At 53.7% G+C, this 20,781-nt stretch carries 18 protein-coding genes; 5 read left to right on the top strand and 13 right to left on the bottom strand.

Annotation, left to right across the window (positions count from 1 at the left end):
- Positions 1–2: 2 nt before the first annotated feature.
- From AB9F27_RS01415 to AB9F27_RS01365, 11 genes are all read right to left on the bottom strand, one after another.
- Complete coding sequence (locus AB9F27_RS01415; protein ID WP_369757464.1) at positions 3–569, bottom strand: nitrous oxide reductase accessory protein NosL; 567 nt, start codon at positions 567–569, stop codon at positions 3–5.
- A complete protein-coding gene (locus AB9F27_RS01410; RefSeq protein WP_369757463.1) occupies positions 566–1,390 on the bottom strand; it encodes an ABC transporter permease in 825 nt (274 codons plus the stop codon). The genes AB9F27_RS01415 and AB9F27_RS01410 overlap by 4 nt, the downstream gene beginning before the upstream one ends.
- Positions 1,387–2,283: an ABC transporter ATP-binding protein gene (locus AB9F27_RS01405; RefSeq protein ID WP_369757462.1), complete on the bottom strand. Its 897-nt coding sequence runs from the start codon at positions 2,281–2,283 to the stop codon at positions 1,387–1,389. The genes AB9F27_RS01410 and AB9F27_RS01405 overlap by 4 nt, the downstream gene beginning before the upstream one ends.
- The gene (locus AB9F27_RS01400) at positions 2,249–3,580 is read right to left on the bottom strand and encodes a nitrous oxide reductase family maturation protein NosD (RefSeq protein ID WP_369757461.1); all 1,332 of its coding nucleotides are present in this window, start codon (positions 3,578–3,580) and stop codon (positions 2,249–2,251) included. Before AB9F27_RS01400 ends, AB9F27_RS01405 begins: the two co-directional genes overlap by 35 nt.
- 4 nt (positions 3,581–3,584) lie before the next feature.
- The gene (gene nosZ, locus AB9F27_RS01395; protein ID WP_369757460.1) at positions 3,585–5,519 is read right to left on the bottom strand and encodes a TAT-dependent nitrous-oxide reductase; all 1,935 of its coding nucleotides are present in this window, start codon (positions 5,517–5,519) and stop codon (positions 3,585–3,587) included.
- Positions 5,520–5,542: 23 nt separating this feature from the next.
- A complete protein-coding gene (locus AB9F27_RS01390) occupies positions 5,543–7,735 on the bottom strand; it encodes a 4Fe-4S binding protein (RefSeq protein ID WP_369757459.1) in 2,193 nt (730 codons plus the stop codon).
- Positions 7,732–8,175 (bottom strand): hypothetical protein, encoded by a 444-nt coding sequence (locus AB9F27_RS01385; RefSeq protein WP_335583473.1) that lies wholly within the window; start codon positions 8,173–8,175, stop codon positions 7,732–7,734. The genes AB9F27_RS01390 and AB9F27_RS01385 overlap by 4 nt, the downstream gene beginning before the upstream one ends.
- Positions 8,176–8,296: 121 nt before the next feature.
- Positions 8,297–9,112: an ABC transporter permease gene (locus AB9F27_RS01380; protein WP_335583474.1), complete on the bottom strand. Its 816-nt coding sequence runs from the start codon at positions 9,110–9,112 to the stop codon at positions 8,297–8,299.
- Positions 9,109–10,005 carry an ABC transporter permease subunit gene (locus AB9F27_RS01375; RefSeq protein ID WP_335583475.1) on the bottom strand — a complete coding sequence of 299 codons (897 nt, stop codon included), beginning with the start codon at positions 10,003–10,005 and terminating at the stop codon, positions 9,109–9,111. Before AB9F27_RS01375 ends, AB9F27_RS01380 begins: the two co-directional genes overlap by 4 nt.
- A gap of 9 nt (positions 10,006–10,014) precedes the next feature.
- Positions 10,015–11,145 (bottom strand): ABC transporter ATP-binding protein, encoded by a 1,131-nt coding sequence (locus AB9F27_RS01370; RefSeq protein ID WP_335583476.1) that lies wholly within the window; start codon positions 11,143–11,145, stop codon positions 10,015–10,017.
- Between the two features lie 66 nt (positions 11,146–11,211).
- Positions 11,212–12,291, bottom strand: coding sequence for a polyamine ABC transporter substrate-binding protein (locus tag AB9F27_RS01365; RefSeq protein ID WP_335583477.1), 1,080 nt, complete (start codon positions 12,289–12,291; stop codon positions 11,212–11,214).
- A 103-nt stretch (positions 12,292–12,394) separates the two neighbouring features.
- On the opposite strand from AB9F27_RS01365, the gene AB9F27_RS01360 reads away from it, so the two are divergent.
- The 3 genes from AB9F27_RS01360 to AB9F27_RS01350 are packed head-to-tail and all read left to right on the top strand — an operon-like array spanning position 12,395 to position 15,766.
- Positions 12,395–13,042 (top strand): GntR family transcriptional regulator, encoded by a 648-nt coding sequence (locus tag AB9F27_RS01360; RefSeq protein WP_335583478.1) that lies wholly within the window; start codon positions 12,395–12,397, stop codon positions 13,040–13,042.
- Positions 13,043–13,076: 34 nt separating this feature from the next.
- Positions 13,077–14,465, top strand: a complete 1,389-nt coding sequence (locus AB9F27_RS01355; RefSeq protein ID WP_335583479.1) for a glutamine synthetase family protein — start codon at positions 13,077–13,079, stop codon at positions 14,463–14,465.
- Positions 14,432–15,766, top strand: coding sequence for an FAD-binding oxidoreductase (locus AB9F27_RS01350; protein WP_335583480.1), 1,335 nt, complete (start codon positions 14,432–14,434; stop codon positions 15,764–15,766). The genes AB9F27_RS01355 and AB9F27_RS01350 overlap by 34 nt, the downstream gene beginning before the upstream one ends.
- Before the next feature lie 51 nt (positions 15,767–15,817).
- On the opposite strand, the gene AB9F27_RS01345 is transcribed toward AB9F27_RS01350, so the two are convergent.
- Positions 15,818–17,311: an aldehyde dehydrogenase gene (locus AB9F27_RS01345; RefSeq protein WP_335583481.1), complete on the bottom strand. Its 1,494-nt coding sequence runs from the start codon at positions 17,309–17,311 to the stop codon at positions 15,818–15,820.
- Positions 17,312–17,337: 26 nt separating this feature from the next.
- Positions 17,338–18,027, bottom strand: a complete 690-nt coding sequence (locus tag AB9F27_RS01340) for a GntR family transcriptional regulator (RefSeq protein ID WP_335583482.1) — start codon at positions 18,025–18,027, stop codon at positions 17,338–17,340.
- A gap of 129 nt (positions 18,028–18,156) precedes the next feature.
- Here AB9F27_RS01340 and AB9F27_RS01335 point away from each other — a divergent pair, with 129 nt between their 5' ends.
- Together AB9F27_RS01335 and AB9F27_RS01330 are read left to right on the top strand one after the other, a co-directional pair.
- The gene (locus AB9F27_RS01335) at positions 18,157–19,470 is read left to right on the top strand and encodes a glutamine synthetase family protein (protein WP_335583483.1); all 1,314 of its coding nucleotides are present in this window, start codon (positions 18,157–18,159) and stop codon (positions 19,468–19,470) included.
- Positions 19,470–20,780 carry an FAD-binding oxidoreductase gene (locus tag AB9F27_RS01330; RefSeq protein ID WP_335583484.1) on the top strand — a complete coding sequence of 437 codons (1,311 nt, stop codon included), beginning with the start codon at positions 19,470–19,472 and terminating at the stop codon, positions 20,778–20,780. Before AB9F27_RS01335 ends, AB9F27_RS01330 begins: the two co-directional genes overlap by 1 nt.
- The last annotated feature ends 1 nt before the right edge of the window (position 20,781 follow it).

The raw sequence follows: 20,781 nt of genomic DNA, 5'->3' as shown, positions 1-20,781 counted from the left end.
GTTTATTCTCCGAGTTTGCGCGACAAGGCGCGCTGGCGGGTCTCAAAATCTGCATCATCTGTGTTGCCATCCAAGACAACGGGCGCCAGAACGGCACTATCTGGAATTTCTGCGAGGTGCATAACTTGCCCGCCATTGGTTTTCGCAAATTTATTTGCATCTTCCGGCTTCAAGAACGGCACGATTTCTGGCGCACCCATGCCTCCCACCACACGCGACCCGACAACATAAACGGCCTCCTCGGCGGTGATCCAGTTTGTTGCTCCGGGCGCATCCCAAGTGGCGCTTGCAGCGCCCATGTCATTGACCCAGACGGCGAGAATTTCATGGCTTTGCTCAGGCATCCGCAGATAGGCGACCACGTCACGCACCTGACTGAAAAACAGCGGCGCACGCGGTAGGCCCGCCAAATGGGCCTGCGCTTTGGGGCCATCGTGTTCCAACAGGTTCATTTGGCAATAATGTCCGACGGCTTCCTCAGAAAGCGGCACAGCGGTCGTGTCTTGCACGACCTCTTCTTTGCAAGCCGTCAAAGTGAGGAGCGACAGGGCGATCAGAAGGGTCCTCATGGCTCGACCTTTCGAAAAGCCAGCGCAGCAAGTCCAAGCGCCAATAGCGGCCAGACCACCACAGAAAACAATGACTGCCACTGTGGAATAACGGCGGCAGCACCGCCAACACCGGACGCAGCAGCGGTGGCCTGCGAAGCAGTCAGGTTGAACAAGCGGAACGCATCGGCGGGGTTGGCGAGCAGCGCGAAGGGAAAGACGGAGGTGGTAAACGTGCCGCCATCGTCGGCGACAACTGCGGCCAGCAGGCCCAGATCATACAGAACAACCAGCCCCAACCAAAGCCCGATCGCCAGCCCAGCCGCCCCCGAAGCGCGACGCGCCAAAGACGAAAGCGCATAGCCAATTCCAAGGAATGTTGCGCCGAGCAAAGTAGACGTCCACGTCAACCGCCACAATGCACCCAACCCCGAAACAGCGGCTGAATCGGCAGCAATCGTAATCACCGCTGCCGCTCCATAGCCTGCGAGGATTGCGACAATCAGGATGGCCGTATGTGCCACCATCTTCCCCGCGAGAACCTCCCAACGGGCAACCGGATAAGTCAAAAGCAGGGGCAACGTGCCGCGCTCGACCTCGCCCGCGACCGCATCAAACGACATCAAAAGCGCCACCAAAGGCACGAGATAAACCGACAAGGACGTAAGCGAAGCCACAACAACCGACAAGCGATCCGCACCAAGCGCGCCAGTCGGAGCCGAACCCGCTGCCGATAAAACCAGCGAGAAGACCACCATCAGCAACACCGCGATCAGAACCCAGAGATTGCGCCGTGCGATGTGAATTTCGGTGGTGGCGGTTGCGAGGATGCGGGCAATCATTGGCCATCCCTCCGGCTGAAATAACTGTAAATATCTTCAAGGCTTGGAGGGATAATATCGACATCCGCAACCTTATTTTCCAAAGCAGAGATCCGCACAAGCATGGCCAGTTTTTCTTCCTGAGTACAAGTCAGGTGAAGCGCCCCATTCACGCGAACGGCATCGGGCAAGGCAGCCATGATATCCGTATCATACCCGTTGATCGCGGAGATACGCATCGCGACAGGCAAGGCTGCCTTGCGCCGCAACTCAGGCATCGTCCCTTCGGCGACCATTTTACCACCCGACAGGATCAACAAGCGATCGGTGCGGGCCTCGACCTCGGTTAAGGCGTGGCTCGACAACAGAATGGCAGCACCATCAGCGGCCAGCGCGTCCAGAAGTTCGTAAAAATCGCGACGAGAAACAGGATCAAGGCCGCTGGTCGGTTCATCCAAAACCAAAAGCGTCGGATGACCGATCAGGGCTTGGGCAAGGCCCACGCGCTGCCGCATCCCTTTGGAATAGGTGCCAATCCGTCGCTTCGCGGCATGGGCCAAGCCCACCCGATCCAGCAAGTCCATCGCCCCCGCAGTGTCCACTTTGCGTAAACGCATATAATAGGTGATCTGCTCCAACCCCGTCAAAGCGGAATGGAAGGCCGCATTCTCAGGTAAATAGGCGACACGCGAACGCGCCTCAGGATCGCCAGGCGCCACGCCACAGACCGAAATGTCGCCGCTATCGGGCGCAATCAGGCCCAATATCATCTTCATCAAGGTCGATTTTCCCGCGCCGTTATGACCAAGCAGCGCCACGCGCTCGCCCGGGGCGACGCTTAGGGAAACATTGGACAGGGCTTTGACCCCGCCGAACGTCTTAGTGAGTTGCGAGATCGTTAACGTCGAAGTCATCAAAGTCACTTTCATTCCTGCGGGAAGCCGCGTCGGCCTCCATCGCGGTGTATTGGGGGAGAACGGTAATGGTCGGCGCGACCATCAATGGCGCGCTATCGACCACGCCTCCGGGGAGTGTAGCGGGGAAGCTGGATTGCGCCCAGCGGATAAGTTGCACAGCGGGTGCCCCCGTCAGCAAGGCAACGGCGGGTTGGGACCACAAAAGATGGTCCATCAAATCATTGGGACGAAACGCACTGTCGGCGATGCCGTCGCCATTCAAATCGAAACTGGAATGATCCGACCAGTAATTACCCCGCCCCTCAAAGCTCCACTCGATATCGCGCGTTCCGACATATTTGACCTGTGTCCGATTGCCGAGAAAAGCGTTCCCTGTAAGGATGTTACGCTCGGAACCTGCGGTAAAATGGATGCCAATATTACAGCCCTCAAAGCGGTTATTATAGATCAGGTTTTTGTGGGCATTATAGATAAAGGTACAGCGGTTCGCCCCGCCGCGCACCAAATTTCCCGACACTTCAGCGTTGTTGGCATAGTTCAGCATCATGCCGTGACTGATGTCCGACAGGCTCAGGTTATCTTGCAAAATGACATTGTTGGAAAACATGATGGCAAAGCCAAGATGGTTGCCAATCGACACGTTGCCCGACACCTCGGAGTCGTTGGTATACATGTAGTGCACGGCAAAACGCAGGTCGCGGAACAGGTTGTTGCGGTAGGTGCCCTTGCGCGAGGCATTGGAAAAAATCCCGTCACGACCCCAGCGAACCGAGTTGCCCTCAACAACAGTCCCCGGAGAATTCCACACATAGATGCCGTTGCCGCGATCATTCATCCGCGGGGTTTGCGTGCCCTCAATCGTGTTGTCGCGCACCACGGCATCGTGGCCGCCATGCACGTCAACTCCATGCAGATTACCAAGCAAACGGTTGCCCTCAATCAAGGCACGGTCAGCTTTTTTCAGAATTTTGATACCAGCATCAAGGTTCTTGCTGTCGAGACCCGAACCTATAACTGTGATGCCCTTAATGACCACATCGGAGGCATCAATTGTGATGACGGTGCCCTGCCCCATGCCGTCGATGATGGCCTCAGGCGGGCCCGTCAATGTAAGGGGAAGATCGATAATAACTGGGCCTGCGTGAAGGCCCGCCTCAAGAGTGAGCACATCGCCGGAGGTTGCTCCGGCGATGGCATTGGCAAGGAGCCCCGACCCAGACGGCACACTGATTTCCGCTGCCGATAAGGGCAACGCAATCAGAAATGACAACACAAGGGTCAGGGCACGTAACATGGTTTTACGCCTTTGGCTCAACAAACATCCGGCCGCGCATCTCCATGTGGAGTGCGTGACAGAACCATTGGCAATAGTACCAATAGACGCCCGGTTGTGCCGCAACAAAGGTCACGGACGCCGTTGCCTGCGGCCCGATTTCCATGGCAACACCGTGGTTCCCCAATGTGAAACCGTGGGTCAGGTCATCGATGTCATCCAAGTTTGTGACATAAACGGTCACCTCATCACCCTGCTGCACGGTAAAGGTTTCCAGTGAGAAGGCCGGTGCTTGGCTCGACATATAGACCCGAACTTTGTCGCCGTCACGGATCACTGTATCTTGGTAGTCGTCAAGATCAACACCATCCGCCTCAGCTTGAATGCGTGCATCCTCCCACATTGGATCGTTGCGATCCCAGACAGATTTCGGGTTGATTTTGCTTGGATCAACCATGATCGCGTCATGCGGCTCGGCAAAGGTCGGGCCATCGTGGATCAATGTCAGCTTGTCGCCATCGATCGAGAACAACTGCTCGTTCTCGGGCTTTAGCGGACCAACATTGAGGAACCGGTCCTTGGAGAACTTGTTCATCGTCAGGTAGTATTTACCGGACGCTTCCAAAGTTTCGCCCATCACGGTTGAGTTGTGGCCCGGCTGATAATGCACATCCTCTTTCGTGATGATCGGGTCAACGTCCGCACCATTGTAAAGCTCGATAGCCTTTGCAATGTCCCAAACAACAACTTGGCTGTCCAAGAATAGCGTGGTGTAGGCGCGGCCAGTACCGTCGAACGCGGTGTGAAGCGGCCCAAGACCTAGCTCTGGTTCTGCAACAACAGCGCTGCGCATATCTGTTTCGCCTTCGAAAAGGGCGTCCAGTTTACGTACGTCGATGACTGTCACTGTGGGCGATAGTTTGCCCGCGATGCAGAGGTGGATTTTGTCGGGTGCCATGTTACAACCGTGTGGGTTGTTTGGAACAGGAATGTAACGGGTGTAGTTATTTTCTAGTCCCTTACGGCCGTCCAAAACTTTTACACCATTCAGTTCAATAAAGTCGCCCGCTTCGATACCTTTTTCGATCTCGGCAATGTTGAATACCACGACGTGGTCCATATCGAACTCGGTCATCTCGGCAAGGTTCATACCCATTTCCGAGTTGTAGCAAGTCGAGAAGGCGTATTTGCCTTCATAGTCGCAATCGGTGTTGTCCAAGTTGCCCGAAACCATCACCTGCCATGCAACAGTCATTTCGTCAGCATTGACGGCAGTGTAAAAGTTTACGTATTGCGATGGATCATCCAGAACGGAACCGTCGTTGACCATTGGTGTTTCGTCTTCGCCGTTACAGAAGACATAGTTGGTGCGTGGCCATTTTTGCGGACGCAGGCCGTGGATCGCCTTCGCGTTCGGAATCTCGATGATCTTGTCACATTTCATCACGTCGCAGCGCACGCGGGCAACGCGAGTGTTGGCCTTGTCGTTCATGAACAGGAAACGGCCGTCATATTTGCCCTCGGTGAAGGACATGTGCGGGTGGTGCAAGTCACCGTTTGGCGGGAACTCGTGACCGTTTGCGGCGAGATATTCCTTGGTCTTGGGCAGAAGGCCCTCAGTCAGAATTTTCTTGGATTCATTGGTGATACCCCAGCCAGTGGCCGAGCAGGTGTTGAACACGGGAACCCGCATCAGTTCGCGCATGGAGGGAATGCCCAAAATGCGCATCTCGCCACATTGGCCCGAGGACCAGAAGCCGTAAAATTCATCAAGCTGACCTGGGCCAACTTCTGCACCTGCCGCCGCGCGTGCGCTGGTTGCGGTGGCCAATGTGGCAGCGCCAATGGCTCCACCGGCGAGCATGGCGCGGCTGCCAAATGCGCCCGCGAGGGCCGCGGTTCCAGCGGTAGCGCCTAGCATGCTCCGCCGAGTCATTGGAAGTTTCGATTTCTCAGACATTTCTCGTCCTTTCAGTTGGTAAATTAGGATTTTATTTGGTTCGGGTGTCCCAGATTGGCACGCGAAAGATCAGGGGCCGCGCCAGCTTTTTCGCGGCGTTTGACCTTCTTGATGACAACGGGACAGGTTGTTTTGGATTGATAAAGTACCTGACAATGCAGGCAGTTGATGCATTCGTTCGGGTTGATTTCGCCCGTTGGATGGATCGCCTGTACGGGGCATTGGTTGGAGCAGGTTTGACACGGATTACCACATTCATGGTAGCGTTTGAGCCAGTCAAACATCCGCAAGCGCGCAGGAATGGCCAGCGCCGCACCAAGGGGGCAAAGGTAGCGACAGAAGAAGCGCTCAACGAACAAACCAGCGATAAGAAGCGCGCCAACATAGGCCACAAAGGGCCATGCCCGCACAAAGTTTAGGATAATCGCGGTTTTGAACGGCTCCACCTCGGCGAGGTGCTCTGCCTGCTCAATGCTAACAAGGGAAACCCCGAAAAGGCCAAGGAAAATCATATATTTCAACGGCCACAATCGTTCATGCAAACCCCACGGCAGGGTCCATTGCGGGATGTGCAAGGCCCGCGCCACTTGGTTAAGCAACTCTTGCAAAGCGCCAAACGGACAGAGCCAGCCACAATAGGCGCCACGCCCCCAGAACAGCAGCGCCGTGGCGACCGCAAACCACAGAATGAACGTCATCGGGTCAAGCAAGAAGGCCTGCCAACTGAACCCTGACACAAGCGAACCAAACAGCGCCATAAGGTTGACCACGGACAATTGCGCGTTGGCGAACCAGCCGAGGTAAACCAGCGTAACGGTCAAAAATCCGATACGGAACCAATAGAATTTGCGTTCATTGCGGGTGGCAAAGGTTTGAAAAAAGAACACGCCAGTCAGCACGAACAGCATCACACCCAGCACTGCGATCTCGACCTGCTTGCCCGCCCAAATCCGTTTCCATAGCGCCTGATGTGCGTCGGCTTCCGTTTGCGAGAGCACGTCTTCGACACTCGCGGGCACTTCTGTTGTGGGGGCAACAGCAACTGGACGGATGTATTTTTCTGGCAAACGGTAGCTTAAATCGAAGGTGGTAAAGACCTTCTCGATTGCACCCACTTCGCGATGCACCAGAAGTTGGATGCGGAAAGGTTCAGTCGGATTAAAGCCGCTATCGGCTGGGATTTTAAAGAGATCAGCCTCTTCAAACGCCGGAGCGCCATCGGCAGCGATGGTGTTGATCCGCTTGTGCATCCGATCGCGAAACCGGACCGATACGTCGTCTTGGATCAGAACGATCCGATCAAAAATACCGCCGCGCACATAGCCCGAGCCTTTAAAGGAATAGAGCCCGCGCCCCACGATGGCCAAGGCATATTCACCATCGTCCAGCCAGTCATCAATATTTGCGGCAACCGCATCCCCCAAGATTGCGCGCGCAATTGCGGGCGGGGAAAGAAGCGCAACCTCCATCTCAATGAAGGTGGTTTCGGGGGCCTCGGTCAGGGCGCGCTTGGCCGCGCGCGGGTCTTCCATGGCGGCAAAGGCTTCGTTGATTTGCCCCACATCCAGCGACAAACGCCGCACTGTGCCGTCGCCCTCAAGGGTCATCCAATCGGTGGAAGCTTCGGCATCTGGGTTGATCTCGAATTGGGGACCAGTGCCTTTTTCCTCAACCGCCAAGCCGCCCAACCCAAGCACGCGGGCAACTTTAAGGCCAGCCCGAACAATGGAATCGTCGATCACCATAACGGTCACCGTAGCGCCAGAAATAATATCGAGTTTATGGGCTGTGCCACCGGATTCTGCCTCGGCCACAAGATCAAGGCCGCGATAATTGGCCACCAGCGCTTTCATCTTGGCGTCGGGAATACCAATCAAAACAATCGGTTCGGAGTGTTTAACAAGAAGCACACCCGCCACCTGTGCCGCGTCATCGAGCGCGACCATGGTGTGAATGGGTTTGCCAGAATAGCCAGTGGTCGAAACATAATCGGACGTAACAAAGGCCCAACCGATGCGCTCTCCGTCTTTGAGAACCTCCACCGCTGGAATTTCCGCGCTCATGGCACCAAAGGCATCTGCCCCTTCGACCAATTCCTCGACCTGAACACTAGGGAGCAGTTTGGCGAGAACCGATTCAGCGGCTGCGGGGAGTGCTAAGAAAAACAATGTCACAACGAATGCGACGATATTCAGGAGGTTTTTATGGAGCGTCATGCGACAGCATCCTTCAGGTAAGGGCGCCCGTCGCTCTGTGTTTTCAGGGTGAACTCTATAGTGCCAGTTGAGATCAGGCCGGAAAATTCAGTTAGGGGAGGGCTGCGTGGGTTCGGGCGAATGCCACGTTTTTGAATTAGGGGTATTTGGTAAGAAGCGAAATCTGTTTTAAGTTTCAACTGCGCGAAGGTCAGCTTCTGGCCAAAAGAATTTTCCAGATCCGCCCCGATCTGCAGACAGCACATCACGCAATCATTACAGGTGTGCGAAGGGTCAACTGCATTGCTGTCGTCGTCGATCCGCACCGTTTTAGCTACACCGTCGGCGCAAATTTCCATGAAAACGCCTGCGTCATTGCTGCCAGCTACGGCAACCGCACTGCTCAAGGCGAAACTCACGATCAGCAATAATCTGGAAAAATGTGCAAAGGCGTTCTTCATGCTGCTTATCTAGCGATGGAAGAATCAATCGTCCTTGATTAAACGCAAGTTCAACGCAACCAATCTTTGAGAACCGGGGGACATCATCAGGTTCGTTTTCTCATTGCAACTAAACGCGCTATCAGTGTTGTTCTGCAGCGCGTTCTGCCAAGCGTTGGCGGGTGATTGCGCGTTTAGAGAGGATCGACACCGTTAAGACGCCAAACGTAACGATACCGATGATAATTGTTGAGAGCGCGTTGATTTCCGGACTAACCCCCATCCGAACGGACGAGTAGATTTTAATCGGAAGTGTGGTCGACGACGGGCCCGTGGTGAAGCTTGCGATCACCAAATCGTCGAGCGACAATGTAAAGGCCAACAGCCAGCCAGAGATGACGGCGGGGGCGATAATGGGCAAAGTCACGCTTTTGAAGGCATCCCAACCGGAACAGCCAAGGTCATAAGCCGCCTCTTCGAGGGAGCGGTCAAACGACGCCATCCGCGACGAAACCACAACCGAGACATAGCACATCGAAAACGTTCCGTGGGCCAGAACGATGGTGACCACACCGCGCGGCATCCCGATCGAAATAAAGAGCAATAGAAGCGACAGACCCGTGATAACTTCGGGCATCACCAATGGCGCATAAATCATTCCCGAGAATAGTGTGCGTCCGAAAAACCGCCCCGAACGCACAAGAACAAACGCCGCCATCGTACCAAGGATGGTCGCGATAATGGACGAGAAAAAGGCAACCTTGACGGTGACCCACGCCGCATCAAGGAACGCTTGATTTTGCAGCAACTCGCCATACCATTTGGTGGAAAACCCCGCCCAAACCGTCACCAGCTTGGACTCGTTAAAGCTGAAAATCACGAGGATCAGGATGGGAATATAAAGGAATGCAAACCCAACCGTGAGGGCGATGATGTTGAAGCCAGTTAGACGTCTCATTGCCCCTCCTCCCGCTGTTTTTGCTCGTTGCGTTGGAACAGAACGATTGGAATGATCAGGAGCAGCAACAGGATCGTTGCAACCGCCGAAGCCACGGGCCAATCGCGGTTCGAGAAGAACTCTTCCCACAACACTTTACCGATCATCAATGTCTCGGATCCCCCCAAGAGGGACGGGATGACAAATTCGCCCAAGGCCGGAATGAAAACGAGGAAACAACCTGCAATAACCCCCGGTTTTGAAAGCGGGGCCGTGACCGACCAGAATGCCGAGAACCGCGTGCAGCCAAGGTCTTCTGCGGCCTCTATCAAGGTACCGTCTAGCTTTTCCAAGGTGGCATAAATCGGCAAAACCATGAAAGGGAGGTACGTATAAACGATGCCAATATAGACCGCTGTATTTGTGTTCAGGATGGTGAGAGGCTCGGAAATCAGGCCAAACCCCATTAGGAATTGGTTCAAAAAACCCTCGTTCGACAGGATCCCAATCCACGCGTAAACACGGATGAGGAAGCTGGTCCAGAAGGGCAGAATGATCAAAAGCATCAGGCTCGGACGCCATTCATCGGGCGCTTTGGCCATGCTGTAAGCGATTGGAAAGCCAACAAGAAGGGTGAAAAACGTCGATACGGTCGCGATTTTAATACTGGAGAGATAGGCCTTCCAATAAAGATCATCTTCGGTCAAGAAAATGTAATTCTCAAAATCCAGTGCACTCAGAAACTCTCGAAACCCTGCCCAACCTTCGGAAAAATCGAGCGTCGGCGTATAAGGCGGAATCGAGAGTTGGATATCGGACAGCGAGATTTTAAGAACGATCCCGAACGGCACCAAAAACAGGATGAAAAGCCAGAAATAGGGGATGCCGATCAAAAGCGAACGAGAGAATTTCATGCTGTGCCCCTATTTGTGTAAAATGATGCCGGCGGTGTCGGTCCACGACAACCAGACGGTATCTTTCCACGTGATATTCCTGCGCGAAATACGGCGATTATTTGCCGTTTGTGCTTTTACCAACTGGCCCGTGCCCAAGCGCACATAATATGTCGAAATATTGCCAAGATAGGCAATATCTTCCACCTGCCCTGTCACGCGATTGTGCCGATCAACCGGCTCTTCGGTGTCGATCGTAACTTTTTCGGGGCGAATGGCAAAAGCAGCGGACGATCCCTTTGTAACGCCTTCCCCCACCATGGCGCGAAGGCCATTATTATGCTCCGACCATGAAAGCTCGGCAGCGTCTTCGGAAATTTCCGTGACAGTGCCCTCAATGATGTTCACGTCGCCAATAAAGTCGGCCACATAAACGGAATTGGGCGATTCATAAACGCGCGCGGGAGTATCGACCTGCACCAGTTTTCCGTGGTCCATAACGGCAATCCGGCTGGCCATGGTCATGGCTTCTTCTTGATCGTGGGTCACAATCACGAAGGTCGTGCCCGTTTTTTCCTGAATGTCCATAAGCTCAAACTGAGTCTCGTGGCGCAGTTTTTTATCCAGCGCTCCGAGAGGTTCGTCGAGCAGTAACAGTTTCGGTGCCTTGGCCAAAGCGCGCGCCAAGGCCACGCGTTGGCGCTGGCCACCGGAAAGTTGATGCGGCTTACGTTTGGCGAATTTCTGTAGTTGAACAAGGCGCAGCATCTCTTCGACGCGACCCTGAATTTCGGATTTCGGCATATCAGAGCGCTTCAAACCGAACGCTAGGTTGTCCGCAACCGACAAATGCGGAAACAACGCGTAGGATTGGAACATCATATTAACCGCGCGCTTGTTGGCAGGGATGCCAGCCATGTTTTGCCCGTCGATGGTGATCGTGCCTTCGCTGGCCTCTTCAAAGCCGCCGAGCATCCGCATCAACGTGGTTTTCCCGCAGCCCGAGGGCCCCAGCAAAGCGAAAAACTCTTGCGGATAAATAGCCAAGCTCATCTTGTCGATGGCGGTGAAATCTCCGTAACGCTTGGTGACATTATCAAAGGAGATCAGCGGCTTTGCTTTAACATCTTCCCAAGGGGCAAAAATGGCGTTTTGGTTCATGTCATCTTTCCAGAAAGAAACGCCCAAGCCATGTGGCTCGGGCGGAGTATTATAAATTACCTAAACTTAGGTGCCGGACTTAACTTTGGTCCACAAGCGCGTCACAACCCGTTGTAGCTTCGCCTCGTAGGGCGATTTTGTGTAAAGGTTTTTAACGGTATCCTCGTCTGGATAGATCGCCGTGTCGCCAATCACATCCTCAAGCAAGAACTCTTGGCTCGCCTTGTTGCCATTGGCGTAATAAACGTAATTCGACGCAGCCGCCATATTCTCGGCGTCCATAATGAAGTTCAAAAACGCGTGCGCACCTTCTGGATTTGGAGCATCAACAGGGATGGCCATTTGGTCAAACCACATCAAGGAGCCTTCCTTGAAGGCGTTGAAAACAATCTCAACTCCATTGTCAGCTTCGATCGCGCGATCCCGTGCTTGAAGGATATCCCCAGACCAACCAACGGCCACGCAAATTTCGCCATTCGCAAGGGCGTTAATATACTCGGAGCTGTGGAACTTCTTGATATAAGGACGCACAGCAAGCAGCGCCCCTTCGGCCTTAGCAATAATCTCTGGGTCAGTCGTATCAGGATCTTCGCCCAAGAACTTCAACGTCATCGGGATGATTTCCGTTGGAGCGTCGAGAAAATACACGCCACATTCGGCCAGCTTTTCCATATTTTCTGGCTTCAGCACGAGGTCCAAGCTTGAGAGCGGGGCGTCCTCGCCCAGCACTTCCCGAACTTTGCCTAGATTGATCCCAAGACCCGTCGTGCCCCACATATAGTTGATGGAATACGCATTGTCGGGATCATATTGCGCCGTGCGCGCCTCAATGACATCCCACATATTGTCAATGTTCGAGAGTTGCGACTTGTCCAACTTCTGGAAAGCTTGCGCCACGATTTGACGCTGTAGGAAGTCCGCCGTTGGGACAACAACGTCGTAGCCAGAGTCCCCTGTCAGCATTTTAGTTTCGAGAACTTCGTTGCTGTCGAAAACATCGTATATTAGCTTGTAGCCAGTTTCCTTCTCGAACTTTTCCAAAAGTTCTTCGTCGATATAATCGGACCAGTTATAGACCCGAACCTCTTGTGCATTTGCAAATGTCGCCGCAAGGCTGATTGCAACAGTAATTGGAATTAGTTTCATCGTCACCTCCGAATGTGTAGATAATAATTTGATCAAAAGTTTGACAAAAGCAACAAAATTCGTGAAAAAGATGTCAGCCCATAAAAAGCGGTATGTAAATTAGATGACAATAGAAGCCAAAAAAATTCCAGAACACCAAGCGGTTTATGAGCGTCTGCGCGACATGATATTGCTTGGTCGTTTTTCGCCAGGACAGCCTCTAACCATCATGGGATTAACCGAAAGTCTTGGTGCGGGTATGACCCCGGTGCGCGAGGCAATACGGCGGCTTGCGGCGGAAAATGCACTCGTTACGCTTGGAAATCGGCGGATTGTCGTGCCAGAAATGAATATTAAAAATTTTCAGGACGTCTATTTTTTGCGCCTAAAAGTCGAACCAGAGCTTACACGTCGGGCGATAAAAAGCATTACTAAACAAGATATTACGGAATTATCATCGATTGACGCGGAAATCGACACCGCCATTGAAACGGGCGATATCGAAACATACCTCGAACGAAACAATCGATTCCATTTCAAGATATATGCCTTGGCGCAAGCGCCCGTCCTTTTTCGCGCGGCCCTCTCTCTTTGGGTGCAAGTTGGGCCAAGTCTGCGCGTCAATTGCAGTCGCTATGGAACTGAAAACCTACCGGACAAACATTCAGAGCTTCTAGAGGCTCTCGCACAGCGGGATGAGGAAGCTGCGGCGATTGCCATGGCTGGGGACTTAGAACAAAGTTTAAATCTCGCGACCACATCATCGAATTGAATTTTTGATCAAAAGATCGCAAAGGAAGCTACAAGTGTCTAAAATTAGGAAAATCAAGAAAACCGAATCGTGGGCTGACAGTCTTCCAACTGCTTTTTTGGAATACCTTGATGGTCGCTCCATTGACGAGGTGGAATGCATCATTCCAGACCTCGTTGGGACATCGCGCGGCAAGGCGATGCCCGCATATAAGTTTAAACCAGACGAGATATTCTACCTGCCGATTTCGCTCTTTTATCAGACGATTTCCGGTGAGTTTGTGGATATGGAAATCGAGAACCAGTGGCTTGAGAAAGACATTATCCTCGTTCCAGATATGAACACCGCATCCGCGGCCCCTTGGGCGGGTGAACCGACGTTGCAGATTATCTGTGATATGAAAACCCGCGAGGGTGCGGATTTAGAAGTTGCGCCGCGCAATGTACTGCGACGGGTTCTAAAGCTCTATGATGAACTAGGATTGAAACCTGTTGTCGCCCCAGAAATCGAGTTTTATCTGGCCAAGCCAAACGTCGATCCAAATGAGCCCATCGAGCCACCGATTGGCCGCACGGGGCGCAAAAGTGCCGGACGGCAAGTTTTCTCGATGTCCGCAGTGGACGAATATGGGCCCGTTATTGATACGATCTATGATTTCGCAGAGGCGCAGGGATTGCAAATCGACACCGTCATTCAGGAGGGCGGCGCGGGCCAGATCGAGATTAATCTGCAACATGGCGACCCGTTGTTGCTCGCCGACCAAGTGTTCTATTTCAAGCGCACCATCCGTGAAGCGGCGCTACTGAACGGCATTTTCGCAACCTTTATGGCGAAACCGATGCGTGACGAACCTGGAAGCGCGATGCACCTACACCAATCGATTGTCGACAAAGAAACCGGCAAAAATATCTTCTCGAATGAGGATGGCTCTGCCACCGAAAAGTTTTATCACTTCATCGGAGGGTCGCAAAAATATCTGATGCAATCTGTGCCGTTGCTCGCCCCCTATATCAACTCCTACCGTCGCATTACCGTTGAGGGACAAAGCGCGCCCGCCAATTTGGAATGGGCCGCTGACAACCGCACGACTGGCTTGCGCGTTCCGCACTCCCCTCCAGAAGGACGCCGATTGGAAAACCGCGTGATCGGAATGGATTGTAATCCGTATCTGGCGATCGCGACGTCTCTGGCCTGTGGTTTGCTTGGCATGAAAAACAAGATTGAGCCGCGTGCGGAAGCCAGAAACGAGGTCTGGGAAACGGACGACCGCCTCCCTCCAAGTCTAAACGCGGCGCTCGATATTTTCGCGGATGCCAAGGAAGTCTGGGAAATTCTGGGCCCTGAGTTCTGTCAGCTTTATTTGGACATTAAGCTTGCGGAAAACGAGGAGTACCAGCGTGAAATTTCACCATGGGAGCGGCAGCATCTGTTGTTAAACGTGTGAGGGACCTCCTTACTGTGAACGATACGGCGGGCACCTACCCGCCGTCCTATTACGCATCCGCGGCGAAACATTTGGGCGGTTTTGACGCCATCGCAGGCGATGTTTCATGCGATGTCTGCGTCATTGGCGGCGGGTTTACCGGCCTGTCAACGACCCTGCATTTGGCAAAGCGCGGCTATGACGTGCGCCTTGTCGAAGCACAGCGTGTTGGATTTGGCGCCTCTGGGCGCAATGGCGGGCAAGTTGGGCAGGGCCAGAGGCTTGACCAAGACGAACTCGAAGCCAAATTCGGTCTTGAGCGCGCCAAAGAGCTTTGGACCATCGGCACACAGGCGGTTGAATTGGTCAGGGAGCTCGCCAGCTCGGATTTGGTGCATGCCGACTATCATCAGGGCATAATTCATGCCGATCACCGCGAACGTTTCGTGCGCCACAGTCGCGAATATGTCGACAAGTTGAATACGCAATACGACTATCCTCACGTCCGCTTTTTAGACCAAGAAGAAATGCGCGCAACGGTGAATTCGCCAGTCTATTTTGGCGGCTCCCTCGATACGCGTTCGGGTCATATTGATCCGCTAGAATTTGTGTTGGGACTGGCGCGGATGGCAGTGGCGCAAGGGGCAAAGCTGCATGAGAACAGTCGGGTTACAAAAGTTGAAACAGGGGCAAAAGTCAAAATCCACACGGATCAAGCCTGCATAACCGCCGACCAACTTGTTTTGGCCTGTAACGGCTATATTGGCGATTTACATTCCGATGTTGCGCGCCGCGTTATGCCGATCAACAACTACGTGGTTGCAACCGCACCTATGAGTCCGGAGCAACAAGAGCAGATCATTAAAGGCAATGTCGCGGTTGCAGATTCAAAATTCGTGGTGAATTATTTTAGATTTAGCGACGACAATCGCCTGCTCTTTGGGGGCACCGAGAGTTACGGTTACCGCTTTCCCAAGGACATTGCCAAACAGGTCCGCAAGCCGTTGGGCGAAATCTTTCCCCAGCTTGCAGACGTGCAAATCGACCACGCTTGGGGGGGGACATTGGGCATCACCATGAACCGTTTGCCGCATTATGAACGTTATGCCGGCAACATTTTATCCATGTCGGGTTTCTCTGGATCAGGCGTTGCGCTTGGAACCCTATCCGGCCAAATCGCAGCAGAAGCCATAGCAGGCCAGTCCGAGCGGTTTGACGTAATGGCGCAAATTCCGACGCCCCGTTTCCCCGGTGGTCCAAGAATGCAGCACCCGATGCTGATCCTCGCTATGCTGTGGTATTCTTTGCGCGACAAACTTTAAATTATTCCTGCAAGCCAATCTAAGCTTGCAGGAATTGCTTTGGTGGAAAGCTTATAGCTTGATCCATGTTGCCTTGAGTTCGACGTATTTATCAAGCGCATGCAGCGATTTATCCCGCCCGATACCGGACTGTTTATAGCCCCCAAAAGGCGTGGTCATATCGTCGGCGTCATAGCAATTGACATAGACCATTCCTGCACGGATTTTCGATGACATTTTATGTGCCGTCGAGAGATCATCCGTCCAGACCGCCGAGGCCAAACCATAGGGGCTGTCGTTTGCAACCTTGATGGCTTCGTCCTGATCCTTCACCGAAATGACCGAAATCATCGGGCCAAAGATCTCTTCCTGCGCGACCCGCATGTTGTTGGTTACGTTGTCAAAAATCGTGGGTTCAACATAACTTCCGCCGGTTTCTTCACGTGCTTTTCGCCCGCCAATGACAACGTCGGCTCCCTCTTCCCTCGCGATATCAACAAAGCCCAAAACGCGCTGCGTGTGGCGGGCATCAACAAGGGCACCCATCGAAGTTGCGGGATCAAGGGGGTCACCGGGCGCATAGGTTTTGGCGACCTCTTTGAGCACCTCGATAACCTCGTCATGGATGGAGTCTTCCACGATCAAACGGCTCGGACAGGTACACATTTCGCCCTGATTGAACCACGCAGAATTTGCCGAAACGCGCGCGGCATGGGCCGTGTCGCGGTAGCTTGAAAGGATGATGTTCGGGCTTTTGCCGCCCAGTTCCAAACCGATTTTCTTGAGGTTGGATTTTGCCGCATATTCCATGAAATATTTGCCGACTTGGGTGGAGCCCGTAAAGAACAACCCGTCGATATCCATGTGCATACCCAGTGCGCGGCCCACGTCAGGGCCAAGTCCGGTCACCACGTTGAAAACGCCTTCTGGGACGCCCGCTTCGAGCGCAAGTTCGGCCAAACGGATCGCTGTGAGCGAGGATTGTTCGGCGGGTTTGAGGATCACTGAATTCCCCATAGCAAGGGCTGGCGCAACCTTCCACGAGGCCATGAGCATCGGGAAATTCCACGGTACAACCGCCGCCACGACGCCAAGGGGTTCCTTGGTGACCATGGCGAAGAAATCCTTCCCCGTGGGAGCAACCTCGTCATAAACCTTGTCGAGTGCCTCGCCATAATAGCTGTAGCAATTGGCAACGGCGCGCACGTCGATGGAGAGGCTGTCGGCAATCGGTTTGCCCATATCCAGCGTTTCCAGCAGCGCAAGTTCGTCGCGGCTTTCACGGATCAACTCCGCAAAACGCATCAGGACCGCCTTACGCGCCGCAGGCGGTTGATGCGACCAGCGCCCGTCTTCAAATGCGGCCCGTGCGCTCGCAACAGCCATGTCGACATCCGCCGAATCCATGAGCGGGACCTCGGCCAGATGAGCGCCATCAATCGGGCTGATGGAGGCAAAGGTTTTGCCACTTTGGGCCTGCGTAGATTTGCCGCCAATGATCCCATGTGCCCGAATTTTCAGGGACTTGGCCGCGGCGTGCCAATGGGCTGTTGTTTGCTGTGTCATAGGAACCTCGGTTGGTTGGAGACGTTTCAGATAACAACGTCATCACGTAAAGCAATGGCGTCACGACCAGCGGCCGCAACGCCGTCTTCGATGTCTTTTTGAATGGCAGAAGACAGCCCGTCGGCATCTCGATTGTCTAGGGCTGTTAGGATTTCTTTGTGTCGGTCAATTTCGTAAAACGCGCCAAGTTCGGATATCACTTCCCGCTGAAATGGTCCCAATTGAAGCCAGATACTCTCGACAAGGGGCATCGAAATATGGTCTGGGTTCGCACGATAAAGACGGTTGTGAAAAACGTGATTTAACGCCGTGAGAGCATCATAATCCAGCCGCACCAACGCCTCGTCCATCTGCATATCAATCGCCCGCATCTCCTCTATCAAAATATCGGAGACATAGGGCAAAGCGCGCAAGGCAGCGTGGCATTCCAGCGTGATCCGCGTGGCGATCAGGTCTTCAAACCGGCCTTGTGTCATATAGGGAATGAGCATCCGACGGTTGTCTTGTGACACGATGGCGGACTCAGAATTCAAGCGGCGCAGGGCCTCGCGAATGGGGGTTGGGCTGAGGTCAAGTTGCTCTGCCAAGCCACGCATTGTCAGGGACTCCCCTGTCGGAATTGCACCCACCATGATTGCATTCCGAAGACGCGCATAGACATACTCTTGGCTTGTCCGCTCACCAGAATTTTCGATCTCTGGGATGTTAAAACTCATTGCGCGTTTTTCCCCTTGGCTCATGCTAAATCCTTAGTCGCACGCTTGACTCTTGTCAATAACGCTATCACAACTAGACAAATGGTATCACATTATTTTGTGGCCTCGTATTTTAAGGAAGTAATGTCGATGAGCACGAAGTCTGAACCCAAGTACAATTCGGTTATGGTGGCCCTTTGCGATATCAACGGCGCCTTCCGTGGGAAAAGATTGCCCATTGATCAAGTAGATAAAGTCTTTGACGGCTCCCTTCGTATGCCCATGTCGGCGGCAACGGTCGATGTTTGGGGCCGTGATATTGAAGGCAGCGAACTAGTATTTGAGACGGGCGATGCAGACGGGATTTGCTTGCCAATCCGCGACGAAATCCTGCCATCGCCTTGGATGGGCGCGTCCTCTGGGTTTGTTCCAGTTTGCATGTATGATGAGAATGGTGCGCCGCATCCCACCGATTCACGGCATGCGCTTGCGGCAGTCGTCGCGCGATTTGCGGCTCTTGGTTTGCGCCCTGTTGTGGCGACCGAGCTTGAATTTTACCTCACCGATCTGCACGAACAAGGCGGCATTCCATCGTCCGAGAAATTCGACACCGAGAACGTGCTTTCGGTGCAAGAACTTGAGCGATTGTCGCCGTTTTTGGATGACGTTTATGCTGCTTGTGCAGAGAGTGGCATCCCCGTTGATGCGGCGATTTCCGAAACCGGCGCAGGGCAATTTGAGATCAACCTATTGCACACCGACGATCCCTTGCGCGCGGCTGATGACGCTATGATGTTCAAACGCATCGTCAAAGGCTTTGCAAAAAGCCATGGCCACACAGCGACCTTTATGGCCAAACCCTATGGCGATGGCGCGGGAAGCGGGCTTCACGTTCACTTCTCCCTGCTGAACGAAAAAGACGAGAATGTATTTGATGATGGCTCCGAAGAGGGTTCGGATATCATGCGCGCAGCGATTGGCGGCCTTACGGATGCAATGCAGGAAAGTGCGCTACTCTTTGCACCACATTTCAACAGCTACCGTCGCCTTCGGCCAAATTCGCACGCCCCCACGACCGTTGCTTGGGGCTATGAAAACCGCACGGCGGCCATTCGCATCCCCGGCGGAAACAACAAAGCGCGCCGCATTGAGCATCGTGTTGCGGGTGCCGACGCAAACCCCTACCTTGTTCTCGCCGCAATTTTGGGCGCCGCCCTCGCGGGGATCGAAGGTAAAACCCGCGCCCCCGAGCCTTTGACAGGCAACGTGTATGAAGCCGGAATGCCGCAACTCCCATTGGATTGGGCGGCGGCAATCGACGCCTTTGAACAGGGGCCAATCGTCGCAGAAATTTTCGATCCTTCGCTCATCCAGCTTATCGTGCAATCAAAACGGCAGGAATTGGAGCGGTTCCTCGAAACAGTAACTAAGTTAGAATATCAAACATATTTGGAGGTCGTCTAATGGCCGTTACACAAAAAAACTACGCGGGTGATGGCGCACACACCACAAGCTATTACGCCGCTTCCGCGAACACGCGGACGTTGCGTGCGCCCTTGGTTGGCGATCAAAAATTCGACGTTTGTGTTGTAGGCGCAGGATACTCCGGCCTCTCGACCGCACTGCATTTGGCGGAAAAAGGCTATCAAGTCGCCATCGTTGAAGGCGCACGCATTGGCTGGGGCGCGTCTGGTCGCAATGGCGGACAAGTCGTTAATGGCCTGAACGCTTCACTGCAAACCATCGACCGTCGCTATGGTAAAGACACCGCGAATTTTGTTGCGGGTTTGGTCATGGAAGGCGGCGACATCATCCGCGAGCGCGTGGCCACTTATGGCATTGAATGCGACCTTAAACCGACCAATGTTTTTACCGCCTATACCTCGGCCCACATGAAGGAGCTAGAGGAGCGCCTAGCCTTGTGGCGCGGCTATGGCATCGAAACCCAAGAGATGATCGGCCCCGACAAAATCCAGAACTACGTCGGGTCTGACGTCTATGCAGGCGGGATGATTGACCACGCGGGCGGGCATATGCATCCGCTCAATCTGGCCCTCGGAGAAGCGGACGCCTTTGAGAAAAATGGCGGTACAATCTTTGAGATGTCGATGGTGCGCAGCGTAAACAGCGACGCAAAGGAGCCTGTGGTCACGACCGACACTGGCACGATCACCTGCAAAACGCTGGTCCTCTGTGGCAACGCCTATCTTGGCCACGTCGTGCCGGGGCTTACCAGTCGCGTCATGCCGGTTTCCACCCAAGTTATGGCGACGGAACAATTGGACGATGATCTGGCGAAACGCCTTCTTCCAACGGACACTTGCATTGAAGATATTCGCTATATTCTGGACTACTATCGCCTGTCTGCTGATAACCGTCTTTTGTTTGGCGGCGGCACCGTTTACGGCGGCGCTGACCCCAAGAATATCGAGGCAAAACTGCGCAAAAACATGGATAAAGTCTTCCCTGAGTTGCGCGACAAAAAGGTCGAATACGCATGGAGCGGCAACTTCGCCCTATCCTTTAGCCGCGTCCCGCAAATGGGCCGCCTAAACGACAACACCTATTTCGCGCATGGCTATTCTGGGCACGGTATTACCGGATCGCATACCTTCGGTCGCATCTTGGCCGAAGCGATTGACGGTGACCGCACCCGTTTGGACGTTTTTGCCAATGTCCCGTGGATTCCCTTCCCCGGTGGGCGCATGTTCCGCGTGCCCTACTCCGTGATTGGCTCGTGGTATTATGGTTTTAAAGACCGGTTTGGATTGTGAG

The organism is Falsihalocynthiibacter sp. CO-5D18 (assembly GCF_041205445.1).
Classification (GTDB): domain Bacteria; phylum Pseudomonadota; class Alphaproteobacteria; order Rhodobacterales; family Rhodobacteraceae; genus Falsihalocynthiibacter; species Falsihalocynthiibacter arcticus.
Note: the sequence above shows the minus strand (reverse complement) of the source record. Positions and strands in the feature narration are given on the sequence as shown.

Bases quoted from the DNA above. Each gene is read 5' to 3' on its own strand.
- AB9F27_RS01415 (WP_369757464.1), bottom strand. From the start codon at position 569: ATGAGGACCCTTCTGATCGCCCTGTCGCTCCTCACTTTGACGGCTTGC.
- AB9F27_RS01410 (WP_369757463.1), bottom strand. From the start codon at position 1,390: ATGATTGCCCGCATCCTCGCAACCGCCACCACCGAAATTCACATCGCA.
- AB9F27_RS01405 (WP_369757462.1), bottom strand. From the start codon at position 2,283: ATGACTTCGACGTTAACGATCTCGCAACTCACTAAGACGTTCGGCGGG.
- AB9F27_RS01400 (WP_369757461.1), bottom strand. From the start codon at position 3,580: ATGTTACGTGCCCTGACCCTTGTGTTGTCATTTCTGATTGCGTTGCCC.
- nosZ (WP_369757460.1), bottom strand. From the start codon at position 5,519: ATGTCTGAGAAATCGAAACTTCCAATGACTCGGCGGAGCATGCTAGGC.
- AB9F27_RS01390 (WP_369757459.1), bottom strand. From the start codon at position 7,735: ATGACGCTCCATAAAAACCTCCTGAATATCGTCGCATTCGTTGTGACA.
- AB9F27_RS01385 (WP_335583473.1), bottom strand. From the start codon at position 8,175: ATGAAGAACGCCTTTGCACATTTTTCCAGATTATTGCTGATCGTGAGT.
- AB9F27_RS01380 (WP_335583474.1), bottom strand. From the start codon at position 9,112: ATGAGACGTCTAACTGGCTTCAACATCATCGCCCTCACGGTTGGGTTT.
- AB9F27_RS01375 (WP_335583475.1), bottom strand. From the start codon at position 10,005: ATGAAATTCTCTCGTTCGCTTTTGATCGGCATCCCCTATTTCTGGCTT.
- AB9F27_RS01370 (WP_335583476.1), bottom strand. From the start codon at position 11,145: ATGAACCAAAACGCCATTTTTGCCCCTTGGGAAGATGTTAAAGCAAAG.
- AB9F27_RS01365 (WP_335583477.1), bottom strand. From the start codon at position 12,291: ATGAAACTAATTCCAATTACTGTTGCAATCAGCCTTGCGGCGACATTT.
- AB9F27_RS01360 (WP_335583478.1), top strand. From the start codon at position 12,395: ATGACAATAGAAGCCAAAAAAATTCCAGAACACCAAGCGGTTTATGAG.
- AB9F27_RS01350 (WP_335583480.1), top strand. From the start codon at position 14,432: ATGGGAGCGGCAGCATCTGTTGTTAAACGTGTGAGGGACCTCCTTACT.
- AB9F27_RS01345 (WP_335583481.1), bottom strand. From the start codon at position 17,311: ATGACACAGCAAACAACAGCCCATTGGCACGCCGCGGCCAAGTCCCTG.
- AB9F27_RS01340 (WP_335583482.1), bottom strand. From the start codon at position 18,027: ATGAGTTTTAACATCCCAGAGATCGAAAATTCTGGTGAGCGGACAAGC.
- AB9F27_RS01335 (WP_335583483.1), top strand. From the start codon at position 18,157: ATGAGCACGAAGTCTGAACCCAAGTACAATTCGGTTATGGTGGCCCTT.
- AB9F27_RS01330 (WP_335583484.1), top strand. From the start codon at position 19,470: ATGGCCGTTACACAAAAAAACTACGCGGGTGATGGCGCACACACCACA.